Below are 12,350 nucleotides of genomic sequence, written 5' to 3'. Positions count from 1 at the left end.
AGGCCGCCGACAAAGAGGTGCCTCGTGCTCATCGTAGCGGGTTACATTTACGTGGATCCGGCTGATCTCAACCAGTTTCACGACGACTTGAATGCGCTGTCCGTCGCAACGAGGAAGCGTATCGGGAACATTTCATATAGCGCAGCAATCGATGAACCGGGAGCCGGGCGGCTCTTGGTTTTGGAGCGCTGGGCAGATGAACGCGCGCTACGCGCGCATCTTGAAGCGGCTGATACGATCTCCTTCGTCGATCGCTGGAGCGGCCGGATGAGGAGCGATATCCGCATCTACGACGCATCCAACGAACGCGCTCTGACGGAGCTCTAGGGTGTATTTCCGGGAGTGCCAGCGTGCATCGTAGTGATCACCGAACCGCAGGCAACTTCGAACGCACGCCATCGGTTGTCTTGAAACCGGCTGCGACGGCAAATCTTTGGTGCTGTCGACGACAGCCGGATGGAAACGACCTTCGATATAAACACGAAAAGGTTGCGACGCACGGCACCGGCGCCGGCGGGGCCGACCGCACATGGCTGCTGCAAATACAGCAAGCAGTCCATGCCATGCGCGGATCCGCGTTCGAGGGGTGGACCCTGGCAACTAACCTAGTCCTTTACCGGCTCGCCCAGTGTATGCATCAGTCTGTTCGCCCAGCCGAAGATCGCTGACGACAGGACAAGATCCAGCGATTCGAGCTCAGAAAGCCCTACGTCAGCGAGATCCTGGGCGTCTTCCTGTGTGGCTTCTGGAGGCGTCGCTGACAGATGCGCCGAAAAGTCGAAGATCGCCTGCAGGTGCTCGTCAAGCTCCGCGTCGAGTTCGTCCTTAAAGATCGCGTCGATAACGTCGGTGCGTTTGGTATAGTTGATGAACCGCGACGCGTGGACGGCGGCACAGTAGACGCAACGGTTGACGACCGACGCCGCTGTGGCGCCGAGTTCGCGCTCGCCAAGCGAAAGTCCGTCTTTGCCGTACATGATGAGGTTAAACAGAGGCGAGCGAACCGCAAGCGATTCAGGATCGTGCGCAAGTGTCAGCACGTAAGTTGAGATGCCCTTGTTGGAAGGCGTGACCTGCATGGCCTCGCGCTGCTCTTCGGTCGCAGTCTCAATATCGACAGGAACGACATAAGGCTGCCAGCGAGGAACAGTTGTGGTGAAGCTGTGGACTGTCTCGCTCATTTTCCTGCTCCAATCAGTGTCAGGCCGGCAATGACGCGCACCTGATAGTTTACGAAGGCGGCAAGCTCCGACAGACGGACGATGTCGGCGTCGGTGATACCCGCGCTTCGCAGCGCTTCAATGTGACCGCGCGTGGCTTCACGCGGCGCCACGGTAAGGCGGTCTGCGTGGCGGACGATCTCCAAAGTGCGTGGATCGTCGACGTTGGTGCCCGGTTGCGCCAGCAATGCCGTCTCTTTTTCCGCGGCGCGCTCGACCAATGCGTCATAGTGATCGGCGAGCGCCTCATTGCGATTGTGCCGCGCCATGCGCGCCGCAAGTGCTGCGCGCAATCCATGCGATAGCCCGCCGGGATCGCGAGGCAGCAGTACGGCGTCATGCGCAGCCTCACTGAGGCGCAAAATCTCCGTGCGCTTCTCCATCGCTTCGGCCAGCGCCGAACCAGGTCTCACATCGGCAAGCGTTTCTATGAGTGTCAAAAGAGGCTCCTTTGCTTTCGCTGGAGATAAACCAACAGGTCTCGCAGAATCCATGTCAAATTAACATGAGGTTCTCAACCTCATGCGAAATAATTATCTATTCTCAAGTGCATTTATAGAAATCTCATGCTTTAAATGCATGATGGACAATGGTTGATGTGTGATATGCATAGTAGCTCATTTGACATTCGCCAACTTGAGGCCTTCGCGGCTGTGATGTCCGCGGGCTCCGTCACCGGAGCTGCGCGCCTGCTCGGTCGGTCGCAACCGGCCGTCAGCAGGCTTATTCAGGACCTGGAGGCGGAACTCGGCTACGCGCTGCTGCATCGAAGCAGTGGACGCATTCAGCCGACAGCGAGGGGCCTGCGTTTTCATGCGGAGGTCGAACGGCATCTTGCAAGCCTTATTCACATCCGCGAGCGGGCCGAGGCGATTGGACGTGACGAGCCGTCGACACTGACGGTCGCGGCGACCCCATCGCTGGCAGCGGGCATCCTCCCGCAGGCTTTGGCAGCGCTCCCCGCCGATCTCATCCCCCGCCATCTGCATGTCCAATCGCTGGCAGCCGAGAACGTGGTCCAGGCGGTGATCGCGCGTTCGGCGGATCTCGGCATATCGAGCTTACCGCTCGAACATCCAGGCCTTGAGATCCACTGGATTGCCGAAGCGCCTTGTGTCGTGGCCATCCGAGCCGACGATCCGCTTGCAAGAGAGGACATCGTTCGCCTAACGGATATTGCCGCTCACCGGGTGATTACGCTCGCCAACCCATACCGTCTGCGCCACCGCGTCGACGAGGCGCTGGAGCGCGCCGGCGTTGCCCCCGATCGGATCATCGACGTCAACGCATCGCTGACGGCGATGTCGCTCGTCCGCGCAGGTTTAGGTGTCGCAATCGTCGAGCCAGCCACCGTCTGCGGCGTGCCCTTGGAGGGCGTCGTCATGCGCAGGCTCGACCAACAGATTTCGTTTTTGTTCGGAGCGATTTCTGCCGCCGCACTGCCGCTTACACCGACGGTTTCTGCCGTCATAGACGCCGCGCGGGTACAGTCGCTCACGATGCCCGGCTGCCGTCTGCTGGAAGTAAACGGCAGCGATGCGCTGGCCGACAGTGTCTACGGCAAGCCACCATTTCAGAGGGAACGCTGACATGAGCGATCTTTCCGCACATCCTGACAATCTCGCTGGGTTGGAAGAGCGCCTGCGCCAGGATCTCTCCTGGCTGGAGCTGCCGGCCAAATCCTGGGTTCCCATGCGCGACGTCAATGGCCGGCGGGTTGTCGATGTCGTTGTCATCGGGGGAGGGATGGCTGGTCTCGTCGCCTCGGGAATGCTGAAGCGTCTCGGCGTCGCCAATCATCTCGTCCTCGACAAGGCGGTGGCGGGGCAGGAGGGGCCGTGGGTGACCTTCGCCCGCATGCGAACCTTGCGTTCGCCCAAACAGCTCACCGGTCCTGCAATGGGTCTACCCGCGCTCACATTTCGCGCATACTACGAAGCGCGCTTTGGCCGCGAGGCCTGGCTCGTGCTCGACCGTGCGCCGCGCGAGATCTGGATGGATTATCTAATCTGGTACCGGAAAGTGCTCGAATTGCCGGTGCGCAACGGCGTTTCCGTCGACAGAATCATCCCGCGCGAAGATGGTATGCTCGATATCACCTGCCATGAGGGCGGTGACGAGGAAATCATTGTTGCCCGCCACGTGGTCCTCGCAACCGGGCGCGATGGTCTTGGCGGTCCGTTCGTTCCAGAGATTGCAAAAAGCATTGACCGCCGGTTCTGGGCTCACACGGCTGATGAAATCGACTTTGGATCGCTGCGCGGCAAGCGAGTGGGCGTGATCGGGGCAGGTGCCTCGGCCATGGACAACGCGGCAAGCGCGCTGGAAGCGGGTGCCGCCCGCCTCGACATGTTCGTGCGCCGCAAGACGCTTCCAGCCATCAACAAGTTCACTGGCATCGGCAGCCAGGGCGTCGTTCATGGTTTCGCGGGCCTACCGGACGAATGGAAGTGGCGCTTTCTGAACTACGCCATGGGTCAGCAGACGCCGCCGCCGCGCCCAAGTGTTCTTCGCGTCAGCGCCTTCGAACACGCCCACCTTCACCTCGACAGCCCGATCAACGTCCTGCGCCAGGAAGGTGACCATATCGTCGCCACCACGCCGCGCGGCAGCTATTCCATCGACTTCCTGATCTTTGGAACGGGTTTCAAGATCGATCTGGCCAACCGGCCGGAACTTGCAAGCTTCGAACCGCACATCCGGCTTTGGCGCGACCGCTTCGCGACGCCGCCGGGCATGGCAAACGGTGAGCTTGAGGGTTCACCTGATCTGGGAGAGGCTTTTGAGTTTCTCGAAAAGGCACCGGGGTCGTGTCCGACGTTATCCAAGATCCACTGCTTCAACTTCCCGGCGACCCTGAGCCACGGCAAGCTAACAGGCGACATTCCAGCAATCAGTGAAGGTGCTGACCGCCTGGCGCGTGGCATCGCTAGGTCGCTCTTTGTTGAGGACCGTGAAGCCCACTTCGCCAACCTCCAGGCCTTCGACACACCGGAACTCCTCGGCGACGAGTGGGCCGACGACGATACCGGAGCGCTTTCCGAACTAACTTCCCAAAGGAACTGAGACCCGCCATGCTCGAGATCAAGAACCTGAAGCTATCCTATGGGAGCACCCAGATCCTGAACGGCGTCGATCTCTCCGTGAAACGAGGCGATGTCGTTTCGATCATCGGGCCTAGCGGGACCGGCAAGACGACACTGCTGAAGTGTATCAATCATCTCGCCAAGCCGGCATCAGGAACCATCGACTTTGATAATATCCAGATGGATTTCGCGCGACCCGACAAGGCCGCCGTCCAGGCGATCCGCCTGCGCACGGCGATGGTGTTCCAGCAATTCAATGTCTTCAAGAACATGACGGTCATCCAGAACGTCATGGATCCGCTGGTCGTCGTGCAGGGCAAGTCGAAGGACGAAGCCCGTGCGATCGCCTTGCAGGAGTTGGAGCGGGTCGGCCTCTCGAACAAGCTCGACAATTATCCGTCGCAGCTTTCCGGCGGCCAGTTGCAGAGAACGGGCATTGCCCGAGCGCTCGCGGTCAAGCCCGATGTCATGCTCTTCGACGAGCCGACCTCCTCGCTAGATCCCGAACTCGTCAACGAAGTGCTGAAGGTGATCAAGGACGTCACGTCGTCTGGCATTACCTCGCTTCTCGTTACCCACGAGATGCAGTTCGCCAAGAATATCTCGAACCGCATCGTCTTCATGGATGGGGGCGTCGTTGCCGCCGATGGCAGCCCATCCGAAATCTTCGATACGCCTTCCAACCCCCGTCTCGCACAGTTCCTGAATTCCGAACGCGCGATCCAGTAAAGAAAGGATGCCTGAAATGTCTTCCATGAGTTCAATCTCGCGCCGTGGTCTCGGTCTCGCCGTCGCAGGCGTCGCGATCGCATTCGCAACGGCGTCGTATGCCGAAGATGTCCGCACTATCAAAATCGCCACGTCAGCGGAATCCAAGCCGCTGTCCTGGGGCGCGATCGGCGTCGAGCCGCAGGGTTATGAGCCGGACGTCTTGAAGGCCATCAACGCCAAGCTGCCGCAGTACAAGTTCGTGATGGAAGGGGCTGCCGACATCGCACAGGAGACAGGCCTTGCAACCGGCAAGTACGACATCGCCACCGGCGGCTACTACCGCGCTCCGGCACGCGAAAAGCAGTTCCTCATTCCCGAAGCACCGATCGGGGCCAGCCTGATCAAGATCTACAGCCGCAAAGATAGCGGCATCAAGGAAATGAAGGACTTGGTCGGCAAGAAGATCGTGCCGGTAACTGCCGGCGGCGGCATCTACAAGTTCGCCACCGCATGGCAGGAAAAGAACCCTGACTACAAGATCGAGGTCACCGCTTCGAGTGCCGGCATTCCCTACCCAGATCGCTTGAAGGAAGTCGAGAACGGCAAGTACGACGCGCTGGTTTTGCCGTCAAACCTCGGCGAACAGACTGTCATCAACGAGCAGAAGCTCGCGGTACAGGCAAGCGAACCCGTCGCGATCAACGAGACCTTCGTCCTGATCCACCGTTCCGAGGAGAACAAGGCGCTATCTGATGGTATCGACAAGGCCCTCAAGGAACTCAAGGCCGACGGCACGCTCGCCAAGCTTTCGCAAAAGTGGTTCGGCGAGGACATCACCACGTACATGAAGTAACGCCGGGCAACCGAAGCCGGCGACCAGGCCCCAGACTGAAAGAAGGAGTGTTCCGAAGTGGACCTTTCCATAATGATCCCTGAGCTGCTCTCGGCATTGCCGCTGACGCTTGCGATCACGTTCACGGCCATGGCCGCCGGCTTCATACTGGCATTGATCACAACGACTTTTCGAGTGCGCAGAGTGCCTGTGATCAGCCAACTGGCTGATCTCTACGTTTCCTACGCCCGCAGCGTTCCCGTTGTCCTTCAGCTCTTCGTCGCCTTCTACGGCCTTCCAGTGCTGGTCGACGGTTTCGGCGTCGAAGACTTCGTTTCGCCGACGATCGCCGCCATGCTCGGCCTCAGCCTCTACCACGGCGGCTACCTCTCCGAGGTGATGCGTCCCGCATATCTCGCTGTCGATCGCGGGCAACACGATGCAGCCGACAGCCTTGGTTATACATTCCGACGCAAGCTGGTACGCGTTATCGCGCCGCAAGCGCTCCATATAGCGCTTCCCGGCTACGGCAACGCGATCATCTACCTCATCCATAACGTAGCGCTCGTCATGTATATCGGAGCGGCCGACGTGATGGCGACGGCCCATCTTGTGATGGAACGCGATTACAACCAGTACCAGTTCGAGACCTACCTCGTGCTTGCTGTGCTTTATTCGGTGCTGTGTCTCGTCGCCTGGGCGATCGTACGCTTCTTCGAACGCCGCTCTGGAAAGTATGCCTCAAACGACAAGACCGTCGCCACGCCGCTGATGGCGAGTATCTGATCAGGGAAGGGAGCCATCATGTTCGACAGTGAAGTTCTTCTTCCTGATTTCTATGAAATCCTGGGTGCAGTGCCGCTCACGCTTGCCATGGCGCTTGCCATCTTCGTGCTATCCACGATCGTCGGTAGCCTGTTCGCTATGGTCGAATACCGGAAGATTCCGGTGCTTCGCCAATTCGTCGTAGCCTACAAGGTCGTCTTCAAGGGCGTGCCGATGGTGATCGTTATCTTCCTCGCCTATTACGGCCTTCCATCGACCTTGCACACGCTCGCCGCGCTCGCCGGCATCGATTACAACGGCCACTCTACCCCAAATTGGGTGACGCTGATCGTGGCGCTAACAGCGTGTGTTGCGGCCTTCCAGGCGGAAGTCGTTAAGGGAGCATTGAACTCGTTCGATACTGGCCAGGCGGATGCAGCCTATTCGCTGGGCTACAGGAAGTTCCAACTCTTCCGCCGCGTCATGCTACCCCAGGTCATCGTCGCCGCGATCCCTGATCTTGCAAATTCGTTCATGGTGATCATGAAGGCGCTGTCACTTGGGTTCGCGATCGAAGTCGTGGACATTTTCGCGCAGTCCCAGCTGACAGCGGCCCTGAATTTCTACTACCTCGAAGCCTTCCTGGTCGCCGTCGTGATCTACATGGCGATCGCCTACGCTGTCACCCAGATCGCCGACAGGACAGAGCGGGCTTTGAGGGTGCGTACGTAGATAGGGCTTTGGCATTTGTTGCATCGTGCGCCCTTACGAATTTAAAGATAATTCGTCATCGATCGACGGACATCGCGGCCGACGCTTCGGCGCGTCGATCAGGAAGCAGCAACAGCTTTGAATTTGCAAGGCACGGTCGCAGCAGTCTGTCGGTGGCCCTTGCAAGTCGATAGGGTTGGGGCTTTGTCGTCCCGACCGGCCGATGATCAATGATCTTCGGCCTCCTCCATCCAGGCAAAGACCTCCATTGGTTTTGCGACGCCCTTTAGGGCGAAGAAACCCGCGCTTTCAAAGCGTGCCGCCGATTGCTTGGCGACAAACGGCGCTGACGCAAGAACGTTGCGTTCCACGACATCAGCAATCTTCTCCATCCGGGCTGCCTCGTTGACGGCCCGGCCAATTGCCGTGAAATCGAGACGGCGAGAGGCGCCGATATTGCCGTAGAAAACCTCGCCAACGTGCAAGACGATATCGACGTGCAGCATGGGTTCACCTCGCGCAGCACGGCTTGCGTTTAGCCGTTGATTGGCCTTCACTGCCTCTAAAGCCGATGCGAGAGCGTGACCACAGGCGATAGATGGGTCCTCAAGCTCGCTCGGAAAAATCGCCAGCAAGCTATCGCCCATGAATTTCAGGATCTCGCCGCTATTGTCTTCCACGGGACCCGCAATTGCCTCGAAATGTTCGTTAAGCCACCCCACGATTCTTTCAGGCGGCCAACGCTCATTCAGTGAAGTGAAGTCCTTGAGATCAGCAAATAAAATTGCCGCGTAGATGGAGGTGCCATCCCCTCGGCGGGTCTGGCCACTCAAGATGCGGCCGCTCGTTCGTGTGCCGGTGTAGACTGCCAGCATGTCGGTGGCGATCCGGGTTGTCGCAACCCGATAGCAGGCAAGCGCGAGAGCGGGCAGCAATCGGGCGATCCCTGTTATCTGTTCGTCCGAGAACCCTCCCACAGCGTTCGCGGCGAGAGAAAACGCGACACCTCCAAGTGCGATATCCCCGGGAAATTCCGCAAGCCTGATGACATAGTCAGTGGCGCCGAGTGCCGCCAGGTCGTCGAACAACGGAAAGGTTCCAGGGCCATTCGTCGGTAATTGCCACCGACCTTGCAGAAGATCATTCGTCAGAAGGTGATAGATCGGCGATCGCTCAAACATCGCCTGGCCAGCATCATCATGGCCTTGGGTATCAATCGATATTGCGGAGCCCGGCGACCACACGACCGAGTATCCTCTGTGCATCGGGTCAATGGATGGCATTGCGATTGAAGCCCGGGCAATGGGATATCCCAAAGCAAGTAAGCGCGGCCCAAGTCCCTCCATGATCTGGTCGATGCTTCGGCTGGAGATGCCCTCTGCGATCAGCCAGTCGATGACATTCTGCAAGCCTTCCACGGTCATCCCTTCTTCGTCAAAAGGAAATGCGACGGAGAGCCTTTGCACCGTCACACTCAACTGCGCTAACCCGATCGTCCAGTAACGGTTTAGACGAACGCCAGCCGACCCCCGCCACGTCGACAGGTGATAGGGTCGTCCCGCCGAAGAACGAGCGCGCTCGTGTCAGGCTCAATTCCGTTTCAACATGTCTCGCAGTAATGCGTTGTCTTGCATCAGCTTCTGGCGGAGCAGCAATTTGAGCTTTTGATTTTCGGCTAGCAGCCAGTCAACATCAGTTTGGTCGACAGCCTCAACAGCGGGCACAGCTTCTAGCGTTTGAGCCGGACGTCGCCGAGGCTTGGTCTTGCGGGGCCGAGCCACCTGTGCCGTCGGCTCTTCGCTGACGACTGCGACCTGGACGGGCAAAGCGACGTCGGTCTCGCTAGCAATCGCTACACTTGAAACGCCAGCTCCAGCCGCGTTTTGCACTGCGGCCTGATTGTCATCTGCGGGGGGAGTAGGCGCAGGCGCCACCGTCTCATTCAGGACCACTTCTCCGACGGGATGAACTGGCGGCGGTACCGGGCGCCGATCACTTGGAATTTCAGCTTCGGCTTCACGCGCGAGTGCCTTCAGGTCAATATCACCCCATATCGAGGTTGGCTTGAGGGACGATCGACGATTTGACGACCTGACCTCGACGGTGAACTGGCGTGTTGGTCTTCTCAACGCAGGATGCTCCGCTTCAGCAATGGATAAATACAGTATGCAGCATTCTCTCAGCTCGACTTAAAGCCAGAGTTTGTCACTGCGATGATGGATCGTTGACATCAACAGCCCGCGGCGACCGTAGAACTTTTTCACGAAACGCACGAAGAGTGCTCTACAGCATCCAGTCCGGCGCTTCAATCCCGCGCGCGATGGCTATCTCTTGCGAAATGAAGCCGCGCCCTGCCTTGCGCGGCGTCCGCGCGGTGTGCCACTCTCCCTATCCATAGCTCACTCCGGCCATCAGGCGCCTATATCGCCGCCGGTCATTCACGTTGCCGCGCCGTATTCTTACAGACAAAACAACGCAACGCCGAGCTGGGCGGAGAAATTATCTCAATTGTTGGTTCCGCAATCGTCGACAGCTGACCAAATTCTCGCCTGCGAGCTGCCAGTTAAGGCTGCGCGAGACGAGTTAATTCTCATTGAGAGTGTGCATCGAAAGTTGTCGACTTCAGTGCAATGAGCAGCGGTGACACATCTCCGGATGCAAGCGCAAGCACGGCGTCGACAATCTGTTGCTGTTGCTGGGTAGCAAGGACGCCTCTCGTTAACATACGAAATTTCTCTTCGACATCTGGCCAAAGCATAGGACAGCGTGGATCGCCGAAGGGAGCTCCAATCGTCGATGTCACGCGCGTGGTGCTGGTCTCGACACTGACGATCGCCAGTGTTTCAGAGGGGAACAGGGCGTCGATATCGTCGCGTACCGATATCGTGACCTTCTCTGCGACTGCTTCGATGTCGGGGCGGCCCAGACAATCCAGACGGGGAGGGAGGAGCGCCTTGGGGCCGTCGACGATCGCCACTGCCAGGCAATAAGGGAGGCTGTACTGCACCTCGATCAGATTGTCAGGATTGGTTCGGTTGCCGAGTTTGGTTGCCCAGGCGAAGGTTTCGACCTCAATCTTACAGACGTCATCAACGGCGATATCGTGTTGGTTGACCAGGTCGCAAAGCCGGTCGAGAGCAGGATGAATGTAGCGACAACAGGCGTAAGGTTTCAAATAGAGGCCGTTCACTTCCCACCGATTTCCCAGCTCAGATAGAATGCTCTCGCCGTTGTAGAAGCTTGGATGGTCGAGGAAATCTTCAGGGCCAGTATGTCCATTCGAGGCCAATTCCAGCGCCATCAAGCCTGTGACGCTGCTCCACGCTATGCCTTCTTTTACATCGTTTCCGGTAAGCAACGCGTATCCGGAACTGCCATTGGCTTGCTGGTTGGGTGCAAGTACGCCGGCGATCGAAAGAGCCTGCGAAATCACCCCTGGGCCGTGTCCCAAGAATGCCGCAGCCGTTGCGACGCACGCGAGCCCTGCCCATCGACCTGACTGCCGTGTTGCAATCCCGGCCGGATTTTGTGCCGCTGCAATCCTAACCCCAACGTCGTAGCCCGCGACAATCGCAGCCAAGAACCGACCGGCGGGATGATCATGCAATTGTGCAAGAGCGAGAGCTGTCGCAACAACCGCTGCTCCTGGGTGCCCGCGTGCAGCTCTGTGGCCATCGTCGACATCAAGTGCACAACTCGCGGCCACGTTGCAAAGCACGGCCCCGGACACGGTCGAGCCGGTGCCGCAAAACCAGATCGGCGCGTCGCCTGCACCGAAAACCGCCCCAACGGAACGGCGCGCAGCACGTGGACCATTGCAGATCGCGCCGGCCGCTCCTGCTCCCACCACGTCCAGCACGAGACGAAGTGCGGTGTCGGTCGTTTCTGGCGGCGGTCCTTGTTGGGCGACGTCCGCTATGTGCCTGGCAAGCAGCTGCGATATCAACATGGCCGGTCACCTTTGATCCAATGCGGTGCGCCGGCAATACTTTTCGTAGGTAGCCTGGGCCGCGTAGAGATCGAGCATTGGTAGTCCGACACACGTGACGCAAACAGGTCCCTTGTGCCGGGCAGGGGGGGCTCCCGCCATTGTCAGATCATGTAGCCCGAGGAGCGGCCCCACCTCGTCCAGGGAAAGACCACGCCGGGAAAAATGCAGCGCAATGCTCTGCGAGTTCCGATGAGATACAGTGCGGAGATCGTCGCAGACGACCAAGCCGGTCCGCAACACCCGTTGCAGGTAACTCTCCGGGACTTCGTCCCCGCCAAGATGCAGACTGACTGCGTCACGCGCCAATGCATCTCCGGCAAAAATCGGGGCACGAGCGTTTGTCGCAGTGATAATGAAATCACTTTCCGCGAGCGATGTTTCTTCGGCTGGTTGAATGTCCAGCCTATTTGGAAAATCGATCGCTTCGATAAACTGTAACACCCGATCAATTGATCGGCCCTGGATTGCGAGTTTGCCGATGCGGTCGGCACAACGGAAACCGAGACATTCCACGACAGCACGGGCCGTCGGGCCCGTTCCGAAAAGCAGAACCGATACAGGTCTATCTTGGCGGCAAAAAGCATCCATCACCATCGTGGCATAGCTGCCTGTGCGGCGAGCAGAAATACCGGTCCCATCCATCACCGTAACTACCCGTAACGTCTTCTTTTCCATCAGAACGATCGTTGAGGTCGAGCGTGGTAGTCCCAGCTGTCGATTAAACGCGTTGGCGCCAATTATTTTCACTCCCCCGTAGCGCTCATTGACACTGTAGAGGCATGAAAGCTTCCAACCCAATCTTTCGTTCGCAAACTCCTCCTTGCGGTGTGCAACGGCGCCATCGCGCCAGAAGTCTTCCTCCGGGAGGGACAGGACCGCCTTTGATCCGAATGCTATGCCGGAGCGAATATCCGCCCAAGCGTTGTCCATGGCTGCGAGCATCTCACCTGTATCCAACTCGGCGCCAGCATCGCGAAGTGCGGCTGCAGAAAGGAACGGTGCGCCCGTGTTTAGAGCATAAGTTGCTTGCATCT

The 12,350-nt window shown here is 58.7% G+C and carries 13 protein-coding genes; 7 read left to right on the top strand and 6 right to left on the bottom strand.

Features of this window, described 5'->3' with window-relative positions:
* The first annotated feature begins 24 nt into the window (after nt 1-24).
* Nucleotides 25-327: an antibiotic biosynthesis monooxygenase gene (locus tag QTL96_RS27630; RefSeq protein ID WP_289729961.1), complete on the top strand. Its 303-nt coding sequence runs from the start codon at nt 25-27 to the stop codon at nt 325-327.
* Nucleotides 328-605: 278 nt separating this feature from the next.
* Here QTL96_RS27630 and QTL96_RS27625 read toward each other — a convergent pair whose 3' ends face one another.
* Nucleotides 606-1,181 (bottom strand): peroxidase-related enzyme, encoded by a 576-nt coding sequence (locus tag QTL96_RS27625; protein ID WP_289729960.1) that lies wholly within the window; start codon nt 1,179-1,181, stop codon nt 606-608.
* The gene (locus QTL96_RS27620; RefSeq protein WP_289729959.1) at nt 1,178-1,660 is read right to left on the bottom strand and encodes a hypothetical protein; all 483 of its coding nucleotides are present in this window, start codon (nt 1,658-1,660) and stop codon (nt 1,178-1,180) included. Before QTL96_RS27620 ends, QTL96_RS27625 begins: the two co-directional genes overlap by 4 nt.
* 156 nt (nt 1,661-1,816) lie before the next feature.
* On the opposite strand from QTL96_RS27620, the gene QTL96_RS27615 reads away from it, so the two are divergent.
* The 6 genes from QTL96_RS27615 to QTL96_RS27590 are packed head-to-tail and all read left to right on the top strand — an operon-like array spanning nt 1,817 to nt 7,346.
* The gene (locus tag QTL96_RS27615; protein ID WP_289730168.1) at nt 1,817-2,809 is read left to right on the top strand and encodes a LysR family transcriptional regulator; all 993 of its coding nucleotides are present in this window, start codon (nt 1,817-1,819) and stop codon (nt 2,807-2,809) included.
* A gap of 1 nt (nt 2,810) precedes the next feature.
* Nucleotides 2,811-4,286, top strand: coding sequence for an NAD(P)/FAD-dependent oxidoreductase (locus QTL96_RS27610; protein ID WP_289729958.1), 1,476 nt, complete (start codon nt 2,811-2,813; stop codon nt 4,284-4,286).
* Between the two features lie 8 nt (nt 4,287-4,294).
* A complete protein-coding gene (locus QTL96_RS27605; protein WP_289729957.1) occupies nt 4,295-5,035 on the top strand; it encodes an amino acid ABC transporter ATP-binding protein in 741 nt (246 codons plus the stop codon).
* Nucleotides 5,036-5,051: 16 nt separating this feature from the next.
* A complete protein-coding gene (locus tag QTL96_RS27600; RefSeq protein ID WP_112944685.1) occupies nt 5,052-5,870 on the top strand; it encodes a transporter substrate-binding domain-containing protein in 819 nt (272 codons plus the stop codon).
* 57 nt (nt 5,871-5,927) lie between these two features.
* A complete protein-coding gene (locus tag QTL96_RS27595) occupies nt 5,928-6,635 on the top strand; it encodes an amino acid ABC transporter permease (RefSeq protein WP_113198269.1) in 708 nt (235 codons plus the stop codon).
* An 18-nt stretch (nt 6,636-6,653) separates the two neighbouring features.
* On the top strand, nt 6,654-7,346 hold the full coding sequence (locus QTL96_RS27590) for an amino acid ABC transporter permease (protein ID WP_113198270.1): 693 nt from the start codon (nt 6,654-6,656) through the stop codon (nt 7,344-7,346).
* Between the two features lie 206 nt (nt 7,347-7,552).
* Here the strand turns inward: QTL96_RS27590 and QTL96_RS27585 are convergent, their stop codons facing one another.
* The 4 genes from QTL96_RS27585 to QTL96_RS27570 form a co-directional block, all read right to left on the bottom strand.
* Nucleotides 7,553-8,797, bottom strand: coding sequence for an adenylate/guanylate cyclase domain-containing protein (locus QTL96_RS27585; protein WP_289730167.1), 1,245 nt, complete (start codon nt 8,795-8,797; stop codon nt 7,553-7,555).
* A 117-nt stretch (nt 8,798-8,914) separates the two neighbouring features.
* Nucleotides 8,915-9,454, bottom strand: a complete 540-nt coding sequence (locus QTL96_RS27580; RefSeq protein WP_289729956.1) for a hypothetical protein — start codon at nt 9,452-9,454, stop codon at nt 8,915-8,917.
* A 461-nt stretch (nt 9,455-9,915) separates the two neighbouring features.
* On the bottom strand, nt 9,916-11,274 hold the full coding sequence (locus QTL96_RS27575) for an MmgE/PrpD family protein (RefSeq protein ID WP_113198272.1): 1,359 nt from the start codon (nt 11,272-11,274) through the stop codon (nt 9,916-9,918).
* A 6-nt stretch (nt 11,275-11,280) separates the two neighbouring features.
* On the bottom strand, nt 11,281-12,348 hold the full coding sequence (locus QTL96_RS27570; RefSeq protein WP_289729955.1) for an ornithine cyclodeaminase: 1,068 nt from the start codon (nt 12,346-12,348) through the stop codon (nt 11,281-11,283).
* Nucleotides 12,349-12,350 lie beyond the last annotated feature (2 nt).

This window comes from Rhizobium sp. S163 (assembly GCF_030380805.1).
Taxonomy (GTDB): Bacteria; Pseudomonadota; Alphaproteobacteria; order Rhizobiales; family Rhizobiaceae; genus Rhizobium.
This window is presented reverse-complemented; position numbering and strand designations above follow the sequence as displayed.

What these genes read in the sequence shown, in the direction of transcription:
- QTL96_RS27625 (WP_289729960.1), bottom strand. Translation starts at nt 1,181, where the DNA reads ATGAGCGAGACAGTCCACAGCTTCACCACAACTGTTCCTCGCTGGCAG.
- QTL96_RS27600 (WP_112944685.1), top strand. Translation starts at nt 5,052, where the DNA reads ATGTCTTCCATGAGTTCAATCTCGCGCCGTGGTCTCGGTCTCGCCGTC.
- QTL96_RS27610 (WP_289729958.1), top strand. Translation starts at nt 2,811, where the DNA reads ATGAGCGATCTTTCCGCACATCCTGACAATCTCGCTGGGTTGGAAGAG.
- QTL96_RS27575 (WP_113198272.1), bottom strand. Translation starts at nt 11,274, where the DNA reads ATGTTGATATCGCAGCTGCTTGCCAGGCACATAGCGGACGTCGCCCAA.
- QTL96_RS27590 (WP_113198270.1), top strand. Translation starts at nt 6,654, where the DNA reads ATGTTCGACAGTGAAGTTCTTCTTCCTGATTTCTATGAAATCCTGGGT.
- QTL96_RS27605 (WP_289729957.1), top strand. Translation starts at nt 4,295, where the DNA reads ATGCTCGAGATCAAGAACCTGAAGCTATCCTATGGGAGCACCCAGATC.
- QTL96_RS27570 (WP_289729955.1), bottom strand. Translation starts at nt 12,348, where the DNA reads ATGCAAGCAACTTATGCTCTAAACACGGGCGCACCGTTCCTTTCTGCA.
- QTL96_RS27615 (WP_289730168.1), top strand. Translation starts at nt 1,817, where the DNA reads ATGTGTGATATGCATAGTAGCTCATTTGACATTCGCCAACTTGAGGCC.